Origin of the sequence: Clostridium sartagoforme (assembly GCF_004794105.1) — a bacterium.
GTDB classification, from domain to species: Bacteria; Bacillota; Clostridia; order Clostridiales; family Clostridiaceae; genus Clostridium; species Clostridium sartagoforme_B.
Map to the genome: position 1 here is coordinate 126,201 of NZ_SRYR01000001.1, position 20,882 is coordinate 147,082.

The window sequence follows — 20,882 nt, forward strand, 5'->3', positions numbered from 1 at the left end:
GTATTGAGATGGAGAAAAAGAAGTATGTTTACCTTTTTAATGAAGGGAATGGGTCAATGAAAAACCTTCTAGGGGGTAAAGGGGCAAATTTATCAGAAATGATTTTACTAGGAATTCCAGTACCACAAGGATTCACTGTTACAACAGAAGCTTGTAATAAGTATTACGAGGATGGGAAAGTAATATCAGAGGAAGTAATTGAAGAAATTCATCAAAAAATTACTGAACTTGAAAAGATAACTGGTAAAGAATTTGGTAGCTTAACTAAACCTTTATTAGTATCAGTTAGATCAGGCGCAAGGGTTTCAATGCCTGGTATGATGGATACAGTATTAAACCTTGGTTTAAATGATAAGTCTGTAGTTGCTATGGCAGATTTAACTGGAAATCCAAGATTTGCATACGATTCATATAGAAGATTTATTCAAATGTTCTCTGATGTTGTTATGGACATTGAAAAGAGATTATTTGAAAATCTAATAGATGAAATGAAGGAAGAAAAAGGTGTTGAATTAGACACAGACTTAACTGCTGATGATTTAAAAGAACTAGTAGAAAAATATAAAGAACTGTACAAAAAAGAAATGGGAACAGACTTCCCTCAAGATCCTAAAACTCAATTAATAGAATCAATAACAGCTGTATTTAGATCATGGGATAATCCAAGAGCTATAGTGTATAGAAGATTAAATGATATTCCAGGAGAATGGGGTACAGCAGTAAACGTTCAAGAAATGGTATTTGGTAATAAGGGAGAAACTTCAGGAACAGGAGTTGTATTCTCAAGAGACCCTGCAACTGGTGAAAATGTAATATATGGTGAATATTTAATGAATGCTCAAGGTGAAGACGTTGTTGCTGGAATAAGAACACCTCTTCCAATTGCAAAATTAGAAGAGCAAAACCCAGAAATATATAAGCAATTCACTGATATTGTTCATACATTAGAACATCACTACAAAGATATGCAAGATATGGAAATAACTATAGAAGAAGGTAAGTTATACTTCCTACAAACTAGAAATGGTAAGAGAACAGCTCAGGCTGCTTTAAAAATTGCTGTTGACCTAGTTGAAGAAGGAATGTTGACTAAGGATCAAGCAATACTTAAGGTTGAACCTAACCAACTAGATTCATTACTTCACCCAGCTTTCCATACTGAAGACTTGAAGAAAGCTACTCCAATAGCTAAAGGTCTTCCAGCATCTCCAGGAGCTGCTTGTGGTAAGATTGCATTTACTGCAGAAGAAGCTAAGGAAAGAAATGAAAAGGGTGAAAGCGTAGTTTTAGTAAGACTTGAAACTTCACCAGAAGATATCGAAGGTATGATAGCTGCTAAGGGTATCTTAACTGTAAGAGGTGGTATGACTTCTCACGCAGCAGTTGTTGCTAGAGGAATGGGAACTTGCTGTGTTGCAGGATGTGGAGCTTTAAAGGTTAATGAAGAAGCTAAAACTTTAGAAGTAGATGGAAAAGTTTATACAGCTGATGATTTCATCTCAATAGATGGATCAACAGGTAATATATATGGAGAAGCTGTTAATACAGTTACACCAGAAATTTCAGGACACTTTGCTACATTTATGGGATGGGCAGATGAAATAAGAAAACTAAAGGTTAGAACTAATGCTGACTCCCCAAGAGATACTAAGCAAGCTATGGAGTTTGGAGCAGAAGGTGTTGGATTATGTAGAACTGAGCATATGTTCTTTGCAGAAGATAGAATTATGGCAGTTAGAGAAATGATAGTTGCTAAGAGTGAAGAGCAAAGAAGAAAAGCTCTTGAAAAATTACTTCCAATGCAAAGAGAAGATTTCGTTGGAATATATGAAGCTTTAGAAGGAAAGCCAGCTACTATTAGATTCCTAGATCCACCTCTACATGAATTCTTACCTCATAATGATGATGATATTCATGCTTTAGCTAATGACCTAGGCATTACTTTTGAGGAGTTAAAGGCTACTGTTAATGAATTACATGAGTTTAACCCAATGATGGGACATAGAGGATGTAGATTAGCAGTTTCTTATCCAGAAATAGCTGAAATGCAAACTAGAGCAGTAATAGAAGCTGCTATAGAGGTTAAAAATAATAAGGGTTATGATGTAGTACCTGAAATAATGATTCCGTTAATTGGAGAAATTAAGGAATTAAAATATGTTAAAGATGTAGTAGTTAATACTGCTAAAGAAGTAATGGAAGAAAAGGGAGTTCAATTAGACTATAAAGTAGGTACAATGATTGAAATTCCAAGAGCTGCATTAACTGCAGATGAAATTGCTAAAGAAGCAGACTTCTTCTCCTTTGGTACAAATGACTTAACTCAAATGACATTTGGATTCTCAAGAGATGATGCTGCTAAATTCTTAGCTGACTACTATGAAAAGAAGATTTATGAACAAGATCCATTTGCAAAACTAGATCAAACTGGTGTAGGTGCATTAGTTAAAATTGCAACTGAAAAGGGAAGATCAGTTAAGAGTGATCTTAAGATTGGAATATGTGGAGAACACGGTGGAGATCCATCATCAGTAACATTCTGCCATGATATTGGATTAGATTATGTTTCTTGTTCACCATTTAGAGTACCAATTGCTAGATTAGCAGCTGCACAAGCTCAAATTAAAAATAAAAGATAGAGTAAAAAGGACTGCTTAGGCAGTCCTTTTTTGCAATTACCAATTATCAATTTAAAAATTACTTGGCAATCTATTATATAATTAAAGAATAAGAATAGTATAAAGAAAAATATAAATTAACTGGAGGGAATTATGGGAATGTTTAAAAATATGATAAAAATAAGCATAGATATTCCATATGAGAACTACACTGTTTATCCAACAGTTAGCATTACAAAGGATGCTATTATTAATTACTGTATTAAGGAAAATATCGATTTTGAGTTCTTGGAAAATAATTCAGATAATAATATGCAAGTAAAGCTAGACAATAAGCTCTATGAAATACTACGCTTTAATGCTGGGAGAGGTGGCTACGGAATCAAATGTAGACCAGTTTAATATTAATAAAATGCGAGGCATTTTATTAATTAAAGAATGAAAAAATTAAAAAATGAAAGAGGTTTTTTATATGAAAACCTCCTTTATTCATTCTTTTATTTTATATGCTTAGAATTTTGTTCAAATATTCTATTTATCTTTGTTATTACTTAACGATTTTAAATATCTAAATGAATAATTAATCATATAAAGGATATGTATAAAATTTATGCTTTTATTATAATCAGAACTATAATATTTATTTGTAAATCTGAAAAATAATATATTATTATGCTATCTTAGCAGTTTATTAAAAGTCCTATGCACTAAATAATAATAGTTGAAATTCAGCTTGTCTGAATTTCTTCCTTCAGTATCCTTACATTCAAAAGATTAAGTTATTCAAGGAGTCTTTAACATATTGTGAGTAGGTCGACTTGGAGCTTGTCGAGGTCGACAGAGCACAATATGTTAAAGACTCCTGTGAAATCTATATCTTAATATTATAGTGTTTTCTTAGGGCTTTACTTAGATCGTAAACAAATTCTAATTGATTCTTACTTTTATTTATGTTTTTTTCCATAAGAGAAATAAAGGAATTTTTATTGCATTTTCTTATATTTTTATAATAGTCTCTAGAAAGCTTCCAAAATTTCTGAGGAAAAGCAATGTAAGCTAATATAAACTTTAAATCTGATGGACTAAGTTCATTTTCTTCCATATAGGCATCTAAAATATTTATTGTTAAATTAGTTTGCCAATTTGTATTATCCCTTTTTAATAACCTTCTTAAAAAATAAGATATATCTTTTACTGAATAATCAAATTTACACTTATCAAAGTCTATTAAGGCTACATTACTACCATGTACAATAATATTTTTATTTACGTAATCTCCATGGCAAAGAGATGTAGATAATTCATCACTTATTATAGAGGAAGAAATCTCATAAGAAATCTTAGCTAGTTCTAAGTTATCATCTACATTATCTAATATTAGATTTGAAAATCTATCATCATATTTATGAGCATTACCAATGCTTTGAAGTAGTTGGTTAAAATGTTTCCCTATAGTCTCATTGTAATTTTCAAGACCAATCCTTTGTGCACTACCTGATATAGGTTTGAAATTTTTGGAGGTTGTATGTAACTTTCCTAAGGTTTTAGATGATAGAAGCACATGATTAATATTATCAAAATCACATTTATCTCCATCAAGCCAAGGGGTTAAAATAAAAAGCATATTCTTATATTTAACATATCTGTTTCCGTCTACAGTTGGTAAAAGCTTAGGAACAAGAATTTTATTTCTATAGCACCATTCCATAGCAGAATATACATACAAAAGATTCTCTTCATTATAGTAAACTTTTTTTAAGCAAAAACTTTTATTATCAACATCTATCCTATAGACAGCTCTTTGTTTTTCTGTGTCTTTAAATTTTATACTAAATACAGCAGCATTCTTTAAGTTATATAAAGTTAATATATTGTTTTTAATTTCATCTATAGGAAGAAGCTCATCTTTTATAGAGGGTGGTACCTTTCTCATGTATATCTCCTTTTTTATTATTTATTACTAAGATATTAGTAAAAAAAAGAAAATATACTTGGTATTAAATATAAAATTATAAAATATGTTTAAATAGAGGAAAATAGAGAAAAATATAGAATATGTAATATAGAGGTGAGATAGATGAATGTAAGAGAAAAAATGGAGGGTTTTGAGAGGTTGACATTGCTTCCTCAAGCAACATTTAGTAGTGAAAGTCTAGGAAGAAAAGAAGAGGAAGAGAAGGATTCCTTTAGAACTTGCTTCATGGTTGATAGAGATAGAATAATTCATTGTAAATCTTTTAGACGTTTAAAGCATAAAACTCAAGTGTATATTAAAACTTTTGGAGACCACTATAGAACAAGACTTACTCATACATTAGAAGTATCTCAAATAGCAAGAACTATAGGTATAGGAATAGGGATTAATGAATCATTAATTGAAGCAATATCATTAGGCCATGATTTAGGTCATGCAGCTTTTGCTCATAATGGTGAGGAAGTAATTAATGAATTTTTAGATGAAGGTTTTAGGCATAATGAACAAAGCGTTAGAGTAGTTGAAAAACTTGAAAGAGAAGGAAGAGGACTAAACCTAACGGAAGAAGTAATAGATGGAATCCTACATCACAGTGGCTTAAGCAATAATAGTAATAATAAAGCTAAAACTTTAGAAGGTAGAGTAGTTAAAGTAAGTGATAAGATAGCTTATTTAAATCATGATATAGATGACTCTATAAGAGCTGGACTTTTAAGAGTAGATGATTTACCTAAAGAAGTAATAAAGGTCTTAGGGAAAACCCATTCTGAAAGAATTGAAACTTTAGTAACTGATGTAGTTAAAAATACAACAGTAGCTTTAGAAAAAGGAATATTTGATATTGAATTTAGTAAAGAAGTATGGGAGGCTATGACAGAACTTAGAAGGTTTATGTTTAAAAATGTATATTTAGGAGATATTCTAAGAGTAGAGAGGAATAAAGCAAAATTTGTGTTAGAAAATATCTTAAATTATTATTATAATCATGAAAATGAATTACCTGATATTTATAAAAAAGTAGCTAAGGAAGAAGGCTTAAAAAGAGCTGTAGCTGACTATGTTGCAGGGATGAGTGATGATTATTGTTTAAATATGTTTAATAATTTATTCGTTCCTAAACTTGTAATTTATTAAAAATAAAATAAACAAAGTTTAAAAAAATAGAGGAAATTTAATATTGATAAAGAATATAAATAAAGAAGAATTAAAAAAAGCCTATAAAAACTTTCAAATAAAGAAGGATTTTAATAAAAAATGTCGAAATTATTATAGGTTGACCAAAAATATAAGTAAGGAGGTGAATCTCCTTGCAGATTTCTGAAGAGATTCTAGAAAAAATTAAAGAAGCAAATGACATTGTAGATGTAATTTCTGAGTCAGTTAGACTTAAAAAGTCTGGAAGAAGCTTTTCAGGATTATGTCCATTCCATAATGAAAAATCCCCATCTTTTTCTGTTTCACAAGAAAAGCAGATTTATAAATGTTTTGGATGCGGCGAATCAGGGAATGTAATTACTTTTGTTATGAAAAACAAACATATGCCTTTCATGGATGCAATCAAATTTTTAGCTGATAGATCTAACATTGTTCTTCAAGAAGAAGCTAGAGTAAATCCCACTGCAAGAAAAAAAGAATTATTATATAAAGTAAATGTAGAAGCAGGCAGGTTTTTTTATTCTAACTTAAGAGCTAATAAAATTGCAAAAGAATATTTTCTAAATAGGGGCATAAGAGAAGAAACTATTAAAAAGTTTGGATTAGGATATGCAAAGGATAGTTGGAATAATTTATTATTTCATTTGAGAAAGCTTGGATATAAGGATGAGATCTTATTAGAAGCTGGATTAGTACTTACTTCAGAAAAGACTGGCAATAATTATGATAGATTTAGAAATAGAGTAATGTTTCCAGTTTTTGATTATAGGGGGAAGGTTATAGGCTTTGGTGGGAGAGTCTTAGATGATTCTAAGCCGAAATATTTAAATTCTCCTGAAACTTTAGTTTTCCAAAAAGGTACTAATTTATATGGGCTAAACTTTGCAATAAAAAGTAATATGCAGGAAAGATACTTTATTATGGTAGAAGGATATATGGATTTAATAACCTTGCATCAATATGGAATTACAAATGTTGTAGCGTCATTAGGTACTGCATTAACAGAAAATCAGGCAAGATTATTAAAAAGGTATGCTGATAAAGTAATCATTTCTTATGATGCTGATGTAGCAGGGCAAACAGCCACTATGAGAGGGTTAGAAATATTAAAAAATGCAGGTTTTGACGTTAGAGTTTTAAGTATTCCTCAAGGAAAAGATCCAGATGAATATGTAAGAAGTAATGGAAAAGAAGCCTTTATTAAGCTAATTAATGACGCAGAAGGTTTAGTAGATTACAGGATTAAAAAAGCTGGTGAAAATATAAACTTTAAAGACAGTAATGACTTGATAAGATATGGTAAAAAGGTTACAGAAATATTGGCAAAGGTAAATCCTATCGAAAAGGATATCTATATTAAAAAGATATCAGAAAATACAGGTATAAGAGAACAGGCTCTATATGACTTACTATCAAAAGAAATGACAAAAAATATTAAAAATCAAGAATTTATGAATAATAAGGAAGAAAATGGAACAAAATTATATAAGGAGCCTGCATTTCTTAAGGCAGAAAGAGCTCTGTTGAAATTATCTCTAGAAGATGAATATTTTGATTTCATTAACAAACTAATAAACCAAGAAGAGTTAATTCTTCCAGAACATAAAGAGATTTTTTCTATTATTAAAGAAGCTAAAAAGGGAAACATAAATAATATAATAACTTTTTTAGAAACAAGGTGTACTGAAATTAAAACTATTGAAGAAATTGTAAAAATTAAGGATCAAGAAGTTTTAACAGGAAAAGATAATAAAAAGCTTATAGAGGATTTAGTTAGACAGATTAATAATTATAAATTGAATACACGTAAAAAAGAATTAAAGCAAAAGCAAAAAGCTTTAGAGGCACAAGGGAAGATTGAAGAGTCTATACAAATTGCAATTGAGCTAAATAAGCTAATGAATAGCTAAAGAGAGGTGTAGATGCAGTTGGCAATAACGGAAGGAGGTAAAAACATGTTAGATGAAAAAACAAAAGCTAAGCAGGTTAAAAAAGATAATGATGATAGAAATAACAAGATGAATATTGTAAAGAATCTGCTAGATAAAGGGAAGAAAAGCGGTACTTTAACATATAAAGAAATAATGGATGAGATAGAGAACATTGATTTAAGTCCAGAACAAATTGAAAAAATTTATGAAGTTCTAGAATCAATGGGTATAGAAGTAATTGGTGAACCAAATGGTGCAGAAGAAGTCGAAGAAGAAATAGATTTAACAATTCCAGAAGGTATTGCAATAGACGATCCAGTAAGAATGTATTTAAAAGAAATAGGTAAGGTGCCACTATTATCTTCAGAAGAAGAAATAGAACTTGCTAATAGAATTGAAAATGGTGATCAAAGAGCTAAGAAAAAGCTTGCTGAAGCAAACCTTAGACTTGTAGTTAGTATTGCAAAAAGATATGTAGGAAGAGGTATGTTATTCCTTGACCTTATTCAAGAAGGAAATCTTGGACTTATCAAGGCTGTTGAAAAGTTTGATTACAGAAAAGGCTTTAAGTTTTCTACTTATGCGACATGGTGGATAAGGCAAGCAATTACTAGAGCTATTGCAGACCAAGCAAGAACTATAAGAATTCCAGTTCACATGGTTGAAACTATTAATAAGCTTATCAGAGTTCAAAGACAATTATTACAAGAACTTGGTAGAGACCCATTCCCAGAAGAAATTTCTAAGGTTATGGATTTACCTGTAGATAAGGTTAGAGAAATTCAAAAAATTGCTCAAGAACCAGTATCCCTAGAAACTCCAATAGGTGAAGAAGAAGATTCACACTTAGGAGATTTCATTCCTGATGATGATGCTTTAGCACCAGCAGAAGCAGCAGCATTTACAATGCTTAAGGAACAGTTGATCAATGTTTTAGATACTTTAACTCCAAGAGAAGAAAAAGTATTAAGACTTAGATTTGGATTAGATGATGGTAGAGCAAGAACTCTAGAAGAAGTTGGTAAAGAATTCAACGTAACTAGAGAAAGAATTAGACAAATAGAAGCAAAAGCTTTAAGAAAGTTAAGACATCCATCAAGAAGTAAAAAACTAAAGGATTACTTAGATTAGCACCTATTGGTGCTAATTTTAATTTTAGCAAGGAGAAGGAAATTTATGCAACTAAGCAAAAGATTAAGTTTTATAATAGATAATTTAGATGAAAATACAACTGTTTTAGCAGATATAGGAACAGATCATGGTTATGTACCTTTATACGCAATAAAAAATGGTTTATGCAGTAAGGCTATAGCAATAGATATAAATAAGGAACCTTTAGGTAAGGCAAGATTAAATGCTATTTTAGAAGGTGTTGGAGATGAACTAGAATTTAGACTTGGAAGCGGACTTGATCCACTTGAAGTAGGAGAAGTTGAAACAGTTATTATTGCAGGAATGGGTGGAAATCTAATAAAAGGTTTATTAGAAGAAAACTTAGATAAGGTAACTGAGTTAAATTATTTATTATTACTACCGGCTCAAAATCCAGAAGTTTTAAGAGAATATTTATATACTAATGATTATGAAATAATAGATGAATTACTTTGTGAAGAAGAAGGAATTTATTATGAATTATTTAAGGTAAGAAAGAAGTCAGGAGAATCTATGGCATTAGATCCAATATACTATGAATTTAGTCCAAGACTTTTAATGAAAAAAGAGCCTTTAATGAAAGAGTATTTAATTTCTAAGAAAAAAGAATATGAAAAAATATTAGGGCTTATTACAGAAAGTACTATTAATGCTAGAGAAAGAAGAAATGGTGTTATTGAGAAAATAAGTATTATAGATAATATGATTAACTATTTTTAAAATAAAAAATTACATAAGTTTAATATAAGATGTGGCTATTGCAGGATATAAGATTTTAAGTTTAAAATTTTTTGATGTTATCTATCTAAAGAAAAAATTTTAACAATATCTTTAGTGCGATAGCTGCATTTTATTAATATATAAGTCATGATGAAATTTTTATATTTTCTTAAGTTAGTTAATATGCAAAATATTTAGATTAGGTAATTACATAATGAAATTATATAAAAATTAGAAGATAGATTATTCTAATTAATAAAATTTACTTTTAAAAGTATTTTTCACTTAATGCAATTTACTTTCAAAGCTAGTTTTCACTTAAAATAGCATAAGTCTTAAAATGTAGATTGTTTATAAAAACATATATATAATGGAAATATAACTTTAGAAATTTAATTTAAGATAATAAGGAGGCAGGAGAATGAAAAAGTTAAAAGAAATTATTGATATAATGGAGGACTTTGCTCCATTAAATTTAAAAGAGGATTTTGATAATGTTGGTTTAATGGTTGGAGATAAGGAGTCAGAAGTAAAAAGAGTTCTTTTAGCATTAGATTGTACATTAGATGTAATAGAAGAGGCTAAAGAAAAAAAGGTTGATTTAATAATTACCCATCACCCCTTACTATTTAAAAAGCCAAGCAGTATAACTACTGATACACTAACAGGCAAAAAAATAATTGAATTAATAAAGAATAATATTAATCTTTATTCTAGTCATACTAACTTAGACTCAGCAAAAGAAGGATTAAATGAAACTATAGTAAATATTTTAGGATATAATTCTGAAGAACTTATAGAGATAAATAAAAATGCAAGAAATTCTAATGAGGGACTTGGAAGAATAATTAGGTTAGAAGAGGCTATTTCATTAGATGAATTTGTAGATAATGTTAAGAAAAAGCTTAATATAAGCAATGTGAAATTAGTTAAAGCTTCAGATAAGGTTAAAAATATAGCTGTTATAAATGGAAGTGGAAGTAGCTTTTTAGATATAGCTTATAGAAGAGGTGCAGATTGTGTTATTACAGGAGACACTACTTATCATTATGCTTCAGACTATAAAGAAATGGGAGTATCTATAATTGATACAGGTCATTTCCATTCTGAATGGATAGTATTTTTAGAAGTAATAAATAAGATTAAAGATAAATTAGAAGATGTAGAAATACTAGTATCTGAAAATAGTGAAGACCCATATACTTATGCTTAAATTATAAGAGTTTACACAATTTTTCTCCCTTAGCATAAAGTAATAATAAGATATATAAGTTGTAATATAGGTTCTTAATCTTATTAAGATGATACTGTTGCAGAAAAGATAATAATGAAAAATTAATAAAAATACTTCTATAGGAGTTTTAAAAATTAATTAATTTTAGCAATTCAGTAAGAGTTATATAAATTATTATTAATTTTTAATTTTTGATAATTAATTTAGAGTGATAATGCGACGATCAGATTAATTAGAGAACTATGCTCAGCCTATATAAATAATTAAACTATATGATTTCAATTGATGGAATCTCCTTTAAAATTATTTTTCTCTTATAATTTTATAAGGATTAAAATTTAGATTTCCAATTGAAAGATATAGTATTATAGGAGTTGAAGCTATGGGAAAATCCTATTATTCCAAAAGAAAAGGTGGATCTTGGGGGAAAGTCTTTCAAGATGGAGTAAAAGATATTTTTGAAGGTATAGGCAAAAGCCTTTCCAAAAGAGTTCCTGTTATAAGAAATTGTTGTAATCCAGCTGCAAGGATATGTATTTTTGTACTTATAGCAATAACACTTTTATTTTCAGGGATTGGATTTTACTCTTGGGTTATTTTAATTATGTTAGTAATAATACTACAATTTGTGTAGACTTACAAAAAATTCATTTGTATTATTAATAAAGTTATGGTAATATAAATTTTGCGAGTAAGACATGCAATCGCTGCTAGACTAGATCTAGGAGAGGAAAGTCGGAGCTCCATAGGGCAGGGTGCTGGATAACGTCCAGTCAAGGCGACTTGAAGGAAAGTGCAACAGAGAGATACCGCCTAAGGTTAATTACTAACAAGATTTTTAGTTTTGCTAGTAACTTAGGTAAGGGTGGAAAGGCGAGGTAAGAGCTCACCAGCATCATGGTGACATGATGGCTATGTAAACCCCACCTGGAGCAAGGTCGAATAGGGAAACATAATGGAGTAGCCCGCTCCGTTTCCGGGTGTACCGCTTGAGCTCATTGGCAACAATGGGCCTAGATAGATGATTGCTTAATACAGAACTCCGCTTACGGCTTATCTCGTAACGTGAAAAACACTAGCTTAACGGCTAGTGTTTTTCTTTTCTTCCCTTATTTTTCCCTTAATAATATTTATGATGAAATTTAGAATGTAATAAAGAGTATATAAAATTAATTGGAATATAGATTATTGGCATATGAAAAAGATAAAAATTAATAAAATTACAAAGTATAAGGCAATAAGATAAATTCTTATATGTCTTATTTTTTTATTTAAATTAAGAGTTGACGTATTTATTAATATTAACTAATTTAAAGTAGTTATAAGAATGAAATTATAAAAATAATATTTAATAAGTGATTTATATAAATTTCTGTAATGAGTAAAATAAAGTTTACTGTTAAATTAAAATTTAAATATAATGGTATATTTTGATGCAACTATATAAAGTGCTTTTACTTATGGCAAGTAGTCTAGAAAAAGTATAAAAACTCGTAATTATCTTAGTATCTATAAAATGTGGAATTAAAATTTATATACATACATATGTTAAATAAAAATAAGTAGGTAGAAAGAGTATTATGAAGAAGTGTAGAATTCAGAATAAAGCTAGGCATTACTCTTGTGATGGATGCATAATTAATAATAAGGTTTTTATAGTGGAATCAGATGGACGATTATTTTTACCCAAAGAATTATTTTTAATTAATGATGAAGATTGGTATGACTATTGCGATGGGGATTTAACAGAACTTGAAGTAGATAATAAATGGGGATACGTAGATATAAATACAGGAGAAATTAAAATAGAGCCTATTTATAGTTATGCAACAAGTCTTTTAGATGGTTATGTTCATGTAGCATTAGGGGGAAGAGATTTAACAAATGAGATATCTAGAGGAATTGTAGAAGGTGTAAAACATGGTGTTATAGATTATACAGGTAAAGTTGTCATTCCTTTTGAATATGATTTTATTATAGAGTATGCACATGACAATTATTTTCAAGTTTATAAGGATGAAAAATGGGGGATTGTGGATAAAGGTAACAATATCATAATAGCAATACAATACGATGACATAAAGTATAGTGAGGATGGTTATTTAATTTTTTGTGGTAATAGATACCCTACCGAAATTCCATTAGAAGATCAATATGAATACAGTATAACTGCCTGTGATTCAATAATAGATATAAGTGCCAATAATTACAAAACAAAATGGGGAGTTTATAATAAGTTTTATAAATTAATTATTCCGATAGTGCTAGATAAAGAGCCTGTTTCACCGTATATTAAAGATAAAATTTTTAGAGAATGTTTTATTTTAAAAAAAGACGATAAATATGGCTTAATTTCTAAAGAGGGAGTTATATTAGAAAAGATAGAACTAAGCAAAAGACAAATAGTCAAAGCAATATCAAAAGTTATAGGTATAGAAATTAGAAGTAGTAGAAGCGTTAGAAATTTATAAAATGTTATTGGATAAGTATGGAGTTTAATTTGAGGGGGATATTATGAAGACAACGGATTATCGAGAAAAAGTAATACAACATATGGAGAATTATAAAAAGAATTTTTTAGGTATTACTGCAAAAGGAGCTTATAAAAATTCATATAGCAATTATGGTCATATTTTACCAAGTACTAATGGTGAAATACCCATCTACAACTTTTTGCCATCTATAGATATTCATGAGGAAAGATTAAAAAAGATAAAATATCATCAATATGCACATCATTTAAATTCATCTCAATTAATGTGTATAAATTTCTTTTTGCCATTAATAAAAGATAATATTTTTTTGAAAATATTGAAAGTAGCTACTAACGTAGAGTTTGGCAGTGATGCAGAAGTAAAAGAGATAGAATTTGAAAAATCATTTAAAGCCAGTGATAACACGAACTTTGATTTGTTTTTGGAACTTTCAACTGGAGAGAAATTTTATTTTGAAATTAAATATACAGAACAAAATTTTGGTGGGAATTGTTATGTAAATGGAAGTCTAAAAGGAAAGTATCAGAATAAGTATTATGATTATTATGAGAAATACTTACAAGATTCATTGATGGATATAAAAAGTAAAAATGATTTTTTTGAAAATTATCAGATTAACAGGAATTTATCATATATAAAGAGTGATAATGACTATGTAATATTTATTTTACCTTTTGATAGTGAGGATTTATTAAGTGAACTTAAAAATATAGTAAGTAAGAACATATCATTAAAAAATCAAGTGAAAATAGTAGATTGGTCGGAATTGTGTAAGATAGCACTGGCAGAGAGTAGAGATACAATTTTTCATCAACATTCTAATTTATTTAAAGACAAGTATATTATTTAGTAATAGCGTTGTTTAGTTAATGATGTCTAATAAAAATAAATTAGTTATTTTTATTATTAAAATTAATAAATAAAATTAATATTAATTTTAAAAATAGTATTATATTCAAGCTTAATTGGAATAATAAGATTGTTCTGATTAGAGGTGAAATATATGATACCTATTTTAATGTTATTGTGGTTAATAAGTATATGTTTCATATTAATATTCTTTTATGGAGCAACTAGAAAAGAAAAAGATATGGAATATAGAAATAGATTATTAGCACATGAAAAAGAGAAAAATTAATAGAATTATAAAAGATAAGGCATTAAGAGAAATTCTTATATGTCTTATTTTTTATTCAAAATAAGGTTGAGGTATTTATTAATACTAACTAATTCAAAGTAGTTATAAGAATGCAATTATAAAAATAATATTTAATAAGTGGTTTTAAATATAAGAAATATTAATAATAAATGGGGGATTAGATATGGAGAATTTGTTTATTATTTTGACAGTTGCATTAATAGCTGAAAGTGTTTGGGAAACTTTGAAAATGACTTGGCAGAAAGGAAAGCTATGCTTAGATAGAGTAGGAGCATTAGTTGTGTCATTAGTAATTTGTATAGATATAAAGCTAGATATGTTAACTTTGCTTGGTATTAATACTACAATACCTTTTATAGGGATAATCTTAACAGCAATTTTAATATCTAGGGGATCAAATTTCTTACATGATTTATTAGAAAGAATTGGACAAGTAAAAAATAAGTAAGATATAAAACTAGTGTATCAAGGGTTTTCATAATTATACTTTACTAGATAGATTTTATGTGTTATTTCAAAAAAGCTATTTTACAAATTAGAGAGGGCTCTATTCAATATAAATACAAATATAATAATTTTAAAGTCAAAGATATAATTATAATCAATCAAAAACTTATTTTAAATCAGGAAACAAATGATGTATAATTATCCTATATATGTAAAATTATATTTAAGGGTGGTATATCATTATGAGTAGGAAAGCTATTACTCTATTAGTAACTTTAACAGCATTAATAATTATTTCTATACTTATTAATATAGAGTTTAAATCAGAAGTTTTTAATGAGTCAGAAGATACTAAAGAAGTTATATATTATGACTATGATGAAGAGATAAAAGAGATAACTAAGCAAGTAAGGGGTTCTTCAGAGAGATTTAAGCTAGGAGAGGTCTATGAGGTAGATTCTATAGATGTATTAGAGAGTGATGTATTACTTGCGGCAGTTTCTGAGGAGCTAGTAACTAAATCATCCAAAACCAGTACTATAAGTACAGAGTTAAAAAGTAGGGCTGAAGTAAAGGGGATTAAACTTAATAATAAATTTTCAATTAAATATTCAAGCTTGTATACTGGACCAGGTGCTGGAGAGGCCTTAGGTAATAATAAGGAAAATGGCTATTTAACTCACTATATACCTATTGTGTATTGCAGTGGTGATATTTTGAAAATTAATTATAAAGTAAGTAAAAAAGGAGAGTTTATTAGGAGTGAAGAGGTTATAGTTGCAGTTAGAAAAGAAACTTCTAATTATATGATAGGAGCTCAAAGTGCTGAATATTTAAACGTTGAGAATTTACAAGGAGATAAATTTAATAAATTTGATAATTATACTGATTATAAGGAAAACCTATTAGAAGCAGTAGATTTAGAGTCATATGTTAATTTTTAAAAATGCCAGGCAGAAGGCAGTATGTATATAATTCTACCTGACAAAATAGTTAACTACTTATTATATGATAAGTTAGAGACGAGTTTAATGTCAATTAGAATTTTATGTATATTAAAGTAATTATGATATTTCCATAAACTTGATTTATAAATTTTGATTTCGTATACTTAAATCAAATGAAGAATTTGAAAGGAGATTTATATGAAGAATTTATTTACACCCTATAAATTAAAGAGTCTAGAATTGAAAAATAGAATAGTATTTCCACCAATGTGTCAATATTCTGTTGAGAAGAAAGATGGAATTGCAACAGATTGGCATTTTGTTCACTATGTAAGCAGAGCAATAGGTGGAGCAGGATTAATCATTATAGAAATGACTGATGTAGAACCTGATGGACGTATTAGTGACTATGATTTAGGCTTATGGAGTGATGAGCAAATTGAGCCATTAAGAAGAATAGTTGATGAGTGTCATAAATATGGTGCTAAAGTTGCTATTCAAATAGCTCATGCAGGTAGAAAGGCTGAAGATGCAGAAGTTCCAGTAGCGCCATCTCCTATAGCCTTTGATGAAAAGTCTAAGACTCCAAGAGAATTAACTACAGGAGAAGTTAAGGAAATGGTAGAGAAGTTTAGATTAGCTGTTAGACGTGCAATTAAGGCGGGATTTGATACTATAGAAATACATGGAGCTCATGGATACCTTATTCATCAATTCCATTCACCACTTACAAATAAAAGAAATGATGAATATGGTAAGGACTTAACTCTTTTTGGTTCAGAAATTATTAAGGCAGCTAAAGAAGAAATGCCAGAAGATATGCCATTAATAATGAGGATTTCTGCTATTGAATATGTAGAAGGTGGATATGGAATAGAGACAGGAATTAATCTTGCGAAAGCATATAAGGAGGCTGGAGTAGATATGTTCCATATAAGTGCTGGAGGAGAAGGTAAAATAGCTGCAGCAGGAAAGCCAGGAACTCATGCAGCTTATCAAGTACCTTATGCTAGAGCAATTAAAGAAAATATCAATACTGAGGTAATTGCTGTTGGAAGGTTAGATGAACCAGAGCTTGCAAATTCAATTATAGGTAATGAAGAGGCAGATTTAGTTGCTGTAGGAAGAGCTATGTTTAGAAATCCATATTGGGCATTAAATGCAGCAAGTAAATTAAATGAAAAAGTTAAAATAACTAGACAATATAAATTAGGTTTTCCTAGAGAGATACAGGAATAAGCAAGTAAAGTTATTAAAAAAATAATTAGATGAAACTAAGGAGAAATATTTTATGAGGAAAATAAAATATCCTGCAATTTATAAGCATTTTAAAAATAATTATTATGCTGTAATGTCCGTAAGTAATTTGAAAAGCATTGAAGGAGATTATAATGATTTCCACAAGCTTATTGCTTATCATACAGAGTTAAATAAGAATATTGCAATATATAAAAGTGAAAATGGATATTTTCATAATGAGATATTAGATAATGTTTTAGTTTTATATAAAGCTCTTTACGATGATAAGGGGATTTATGCAAGACCTTTAGATATGTTTTTAAGTAAGGTTGATAAGAATAAATATAAAGATGCTAAACAAGAATTTAGATTTGAATTAGTATATTAAAAATAAAAAGGTAAGAAATTAAAATCCATTTATAAATTTAGCCTTGACTAATTTATAAATGGGTTTTATTTTTTTACTTAATATAATTATAAAATTGAGCACTTCCATTTGTCATATTTAATTTTGTTTATTATTTCTTAAAGCTTTCTAACTATACTTATGGTTTAGAGGAATGATGGGATTTTAGGATAAGCTTTCTTTATTTAGTTTTTCTAACTATGGTTGAATTGGCTTTATCATACCTAAGTAATAAAGGCAGAGTCATAATAATATAAATATATAAATGTAGAGATTATTAACAATTATTTTAGAGGTAAAGATGAGAAAAAGGGCTTTGTATGAATTATTTATTGGGTTACTTTCTTTGATGTCAGGGATATTTATAATTATTGATCTTATGTATAGACTTCCAGCATCGGTGATAAGTATAGCCTATACTATTATGATTATTAATAGTGTTATCTTTGTTTTTGATTACATAATTATTTTGATTTTAGATACTCATAAGAAAAGAAAAGTTAATATTAATTTTTTAGATTTGCTTTCAATCATTCCAATTCAAGTAATATTACAAATTACTATTTTGATAAATAGAGGTAATTTTATTAATATTGATATACCTATAAATATAATTAAATTTATTTTTGTAATTATATATCTTTTAAAATTCAAAAATAAGATTAGAGGAGCTGTAATACTTAATTCCTTTAATCATATGATTATTATTACTACAATAATATTAGTTTTGACTTCAGTAATAATTGCCTTACTTGAAGATATGACATTTTTAGATGCACTTTGGTGGAGTGTTGTTACCTTCACTACAGTAGGATATGGAGATGTATTATTAGCAACTAGTATTGGCAAGGCTGTAGCTATATTATTAATGATTTTTGGAATAGGATTTATAGGAGTTACTACTAGTACATTAGCTGCTTATATAATTAATAAAGAAATAAACTTTAAAAAGTCGGAGACTTTTAGGGAAGAGACTTTAGAGTATATAAAGTATAAAATAGATAATCTTGATAAAACATCGGATGTAGAACTTGAAGATATATATAAGACTTTGAAAGTTTTAAAAGGAAATAAAAAGTTATAATAAGAGTTCAAAGTCTATAGGTAATAAAGAAATGACATAAGATATAAAGAAGTAAAGGAGGTTTTGAATGGATAAAGAATTATTTAGAATTATAGAAAACATAAGATATAAATAATCTTTTCAAAATAAAAAAATCATGTCATTTTCCTTATTATAAAGAGATAACATAAGATAGAGAGATGATTAATAGCAAATTTAATAATTAAAAATATTGAAAATTTATACAATATACTTTAAACTATATATAAATATGCAGATGTGGCGGAATGGCAGACGCATCATCTTGAGGGGGTGACGGGGGAATCCTCGTGCGGGTTCAAGTCCCGCCATCTGCACCATATTTTTAAAGTAAGTCGATTGAAATAACAATCGACTTTTTTAGATTATTTATTAAAATAAAAATAATAAATACCTTGTTTAAGAATAACTAGATGAATTAAAAAAGATAAGGAGAAAAACTATGGATTTTATACCTGCAAAAAGTATTATTTCTAATTATAAAGAAAATAATGAGTGGTTTGGATGCAATTATAATATGAATATTTATAAAGGGTGCTGTCATGGCTGCATTTATTGTGATAGTAGAAGTGATTGCTATGGTATAGAGGATTTTGATAGGGTAAGAATTAAGGGAAATTCAATAAATTTAATTGAAAAAGATTTAAAATCTAAAAGAAAAAAAGGCATAGTTGCCACAGGGGCAATGAGTGATCCATATAATCCATTTGAGGAAAAGTTTTTATTAACTCGTAAGGCGTTGGAATTAATAGATAAATATAATTATGGGGCAGCAATTGCTACTAAAAGTGATTTAATTATTAGAGATATAGATGTATTAAAAAGAATTAAAGAACATTCACCTGTATTATGTAAAATTACAATAACAACAGCAGATGATGAACTTAGTAAGAAGATAGAGCCTAATGTTTGCCTATCATCTGAAAGGTTTAAAGCTATTAGGGAATTGTCTGATGCAGGGATTTACACAGGAATTTTATTAATGCCAATTCTTCCTTTTATTAATGATACTGAGGAAAATATAATAAGTATTGTTAGAAAAGCTAAAGAAAATGGTGCTAAATTTATATATCCTGCTTTTGGTGTAACATTAAGATCAAATCAAAGAATGCACTTTTTTGATAAGTTAGATAAAGAATTTCCTAGAATAAAAGAAAGATATATAGGAGAATTCCAAAACAATTATATGTGCTCAAGTCCTAAAGCTAAGGAACTTTATAAGATTTTTAGTGAGGAATGTAGGAAGCTTGGAATTATCTATAAAATGAAAGATATAATAGAAGACTATAAAAAGTTATATAAGAATGAGCAAATCAGTCTCTTTGATTTGTAATTATATAAGAAATATTTATTGTTTAATAATTATAGGATGGGTGCCATCCTTTTTTATTAGCTTAAAAATTGATAAAGAGTTTTGTCTACAATAAGGAGTTTTGCCTAAGTGCATTTTAATATGGTATTATTAAAACATAAATATTATTAGATAAATAGGAGGAAAAATGATAAAAGCATTATTATTTGATTTAGACGGAACATTATTAGATACTAATGAGTTAATTTACAATTCTTTTTATAGAACTTTTAAAGATAACTTAAATATAGAGCTTGGGAAAGCTGAAATAGCAGATTTCTTTGGAAGACCTTTAGGAGAACCTTTTAGAAAACATGCAAAGGAAGAGGATGTAGAAAGATTAGTAGCTTATTATAGAAATTACAATGAAGAGCTACATGATAACATGTGTCATGCCTTTGAAGGGGTAAAAGAAGTTTTAGAGGCATTAAAGGAAAAGGGAATTAAGCTTGCTATAGTAACATCTAAGAGAGCAGAACTTGCAATTAGAGGAATGAAAATAGCTGGAATATATGATTATATGGATGTGATAATTACTCCAGAATCAACAAAGTTACATAAACCAAATGGTGAACCAGCTTTAAAGGCATGTAGTGAACTTGGGGTTAGTCCTAGTGAAGCTATTATGGTAGGAGATAGTATTTATGATATATATTGTGGCAAAAATGCTGGATGTAAGACTTGCGGAGTAAATTACACTTTTATTGATTTAGAAGTTTTAAAGGAATCTAAACCAGATTATTTTATAGACAAGCCTATAGATTTATTAAAGTTAATATAAAGTGATTTTTATCTTCAGGTGGAGTTTACTTAAAAAGTAGAGAAACAAAATCTTGTATTTAGTGTGAATCACTTTCACAGAGTGTAGGAATACCCAGTGCTCCATCTGAAGGTTAGAAGAACTAATCCAGGCGCGTAGCAGTGCTTAGCTCCCACTTATAGAAGGTGGGA

The 20,882-nt window shown here is 28.4% G+C and carries 19 protein-coding genes, 1 tRNA gene and 1 other RNA gene; 20 read left to right on the forward strand and 1 reads right to left on the reverse strand.

Going from position 1 to position 20,882, the window contains the following annotated elements:
- Positions 1 to 8: 8 nt before the first annotated feature.
- Positions 9 to 2,639, forward strand: a complete 2,631-nt coding sequence (gene ppdK, locus E5347_RS00525; RefSeq protein WP_136003491.1) for a pyruvate, phosphate dikinase — start codon at positions 9 to 11, stop codon at positions 2,637 to 2,639.
- Between the two features lie 132 nt (positions 2,640 to 2,771).
- A complete protein-coding gene (locus E5347_RS00530) occupies positions 2,772 to 3,020 on the forward strand; it encodes a DUF4318 domain-containing protein (protein WP_136003493.1) in 249 nt (82 codons plus the stop codon).
- A 469-nt stretch (positions 3,021 to 3,489) separates the two neighbouring features.
- On the opposite strand, the gene E5347_RS00535 is transcribed toward E5347_RS00530, so the two are convergent.
- Positions 3,490 to 4,551 carry a CotS family spore coat protein gene (locus E5347_RS00535; RefSeq protein WP_136003496.1) on the reverse strand — a complete coding sequence of 354 codons (1,062 nt, stop codon included), beginning with the start codon at positions 4,549 to 4,551 and terminating at the stop codon, positions 3,490 to 3,492.
- A 144-nt stretch (positions 4,552 to 4,695) separates the two neighbouring features.
- On the opposite strand from E5347_RS00535, the gene E5347_RS00540 reads away from it, so the two are divergent.
- The 18 genes from E5347_RS00540 to ppaX all read left to right on the forward strand — a co-directional run bounded on the left by E5347_RS00540 (position 4,696) and on the right by ppaX (position 20,712).
- Complete coding sequence (locus E5347_RS00540; protein WP_136003499.1) at positions 4,696 to 5,727, forward strand: deoxyguanosinetriphosphate triphosphohydrolase; 1,032 nt, start codon at positions 4,696 to 4,698, stop codon at positions 5,725 to 5,727.
- Positions 5,728 to 5,900: 173 nt separating this feature from the next.
- Positions 5,901 to 7,658, forward strand: coding sequence for a DNA primase (gene dnaG / locus E5347_RS00545; protein ID WP_136003502.1), 1,758 nt, complete (start codon positions 5,901 to 5,903; stop codon positions 7,656 to 7,658).
- A 45-nt stretch (positions 7,659 to 7,703) separates the two neighbouring features.
- Complete coding sequence (gene rpoD / locus E5347_RS00550; protein WP_136003504.1) at positions 7,704 to 8,810, forward strand: RNA polymerase sigma factor RpoD; 1,107 nt, start codon at positions 7,704 to 7,706, stop codon at positions 8,808 to 8,810.
- Between the two features lie 45 nt (positions 8,811 to 8,855).
- On the forward strand, positions 8,856 to 9,551 hold the full coding sequence (locus tag E5347_RS00555) for a tRNA (adenine(22)-N(1))-methyltransferase (protein ID WP_136003506.1): 696 nt from the start codon (positions 8,856 to 8,858) through the stop codon (positions 9,549 to 9,551).
- A gap of 421 nt (positions 9,552 to 9,972) precedes the next feature.
- Entirely contained in the window at positions 9,973 to 10,764 is a 792-nt protein-coding gene (locus tag E5347_RS00560) for a Nif3-like dinuclear metal center hexameric protein (RefSeq protein ID WP_136003509.1), read from the forward strand.
- A gap of 403 nt (positions 10,765 to 11,167) precedes the next feature.
- Positions 11,168 to 11,419: a hypothetical protein gene (locus E5347_RS00565; RefSeq protein ID WP_136003511.1), complete on the forward strand. Its 252-nt coding sequence runs from the start codon at positions 11,168 to 11,170 to the stop codon at positions 11,417 to 11,419.
- A 54-nt stretch (positions 11,420 to 11,473) separates the two neighbouring features.
- Positions 11,474 to 11,850, forward strand: an RNA gene (rnpB, locus tag E5347_RS00570) — RNase P RNA component class A.
- A gap of 515 nt (positions 11,851 to 12,365) precedes the next feature.
- Positions 12,366 to 13,256 carry a WG repeat-containing protein gene (locus E5347_RS00575; protein WP_136003513.1) on the forward strand — a complete coding sequence of 297 codons (891 nt, stop codon included), beginning with the start codon at positions 12,366 to 12,368 and terminating at the stop codon, positions 13,254 to 13,256.
- 43 nt (positions 13,257 to 13,299) lie between these two features.
- Positions 13,300 to 14,130: a PGN_0703 family putative restriction endonuclease gene (locus tag E5347_RS00580; RefSeq protein ID WP_136003515.1), complete on the forward strand. Its 831-nt coding sequence runs from the start codon at positions 13,300 to 13,302 to the stop codon at positions 14,128 to 14,130.
- A 153-nt stretch (positions 14,131 to 14,283) separates the two neighbouring features.
- Positions 14,284 to 14,418 carry a hypothetical protein gene (locus E5347_RS17145; protein ID WP_279230074.1) on the forward strand — a complete coding sequence of 45 codons (135 nt, stop codon included), beginning with the start codon at positions 14,284 to 14,286 and terminating at the stop codon, positions 14,416 to 14,418.
- 184 nt (positions 14,419 to 14,602) lie between these two features.
- Positions 14,603 to 14,887: a hypothetical protein gene (locus E5347_RS00585; RefSeq protein ID WP_136003517.1), complete on the forward strand. Its 285-nt coding sequence runs from the start codon at positions 14,603 to 14,605 to the stop codon at positions 14,885 to 14,887.
- Between the two features lie 241 nt (positions 14,888 to 15,128).
- Positions 15,129 to 15,830, forward strand: coding sequence for a hypothetical protein (locus E5347_RS00590; RefSeq protein WP_136003519.1), 702 nt, complete (start codon positions 15,129 to 15,131; stop codon positions 15,828 to 15,830).
- 201 nt (positions 15,831 to 16,031) lie between these two features.
- The gene (locus E5347_RS00595) at positions 16,032 to 17,072 is read left to right on the forward strand and encodes an NADH:flavin oxidoreductase/NADH oxidase (RefSeq protein ID WP_136003521.1); all 1,041 of its coding nucleotides are present in this window, start codon (positions 16,032 to 16,034) and stop codon (positions 17,070 to 17,072) included.
- A 52-nt stretch (positions 17,073 to 17,124) separates the two neighbouring features.
- Positions 17,125 to 17,460: a DUF1653 domain-containing protein gene (locus tag E5347_RS00600; protein ID WP_136003523.1), complete on the forward strand. Its 336-nt coding sequence runs from the start codon at positions 17,125 to 17,127 to the stop codon at positions 17,458 to 17,460.
- A gap of 319 nt (positions 17,461 to 17,779) precedes the next feature.
- Positions 17,780 to 18,562 (forward strand): potassium channel family protein, encoded by a 783-nt coding sequence (locus tag E5347_RS00605; RefSeq protein ID WP_136003525.1) that lies wholly within the window; start codon positions 17,780 to 17,782, stop codon positions 18,560 to 18,562.
- A 252-nt stretch (positions 18,563 to 18,814) separates the two neighbouring features.
- A tRNA-Leu gene (locus E5347_RS00610) sits at positions 18,815 to 18,900 on the forward strand.
- Between the two features lie 122 nt (positions 18,901 to 19,022).
- Positions 19,023 to 19,913: an SPL family radical SAM protein gene (locus E5347_RS00615; protein ID WP_136003527.1), complete on the forward strand. Its 891-nt coding sequence runs from the start codon at positions 19,023 to 19,025 to the stop codon at positions 19,911 to 19,913.
- A 166-nt stretch (positions 19,914 to 20,079) separates the two neighbouring features.
- Positions 20,080 to 20,712 (forward strand): pyrophosphatase PpaX, encoded by a 633-nt coding sequence (ppaX, locus tag E5347_RS00620; protein ID WP_136003529.1) that lies wholly within the window; start codon positions 20,080 to 20,082, stop codon positions 20,710 to 20,712.
- Positions 20,713 to 20,882 lie beyond the last annotated feature (170 nt).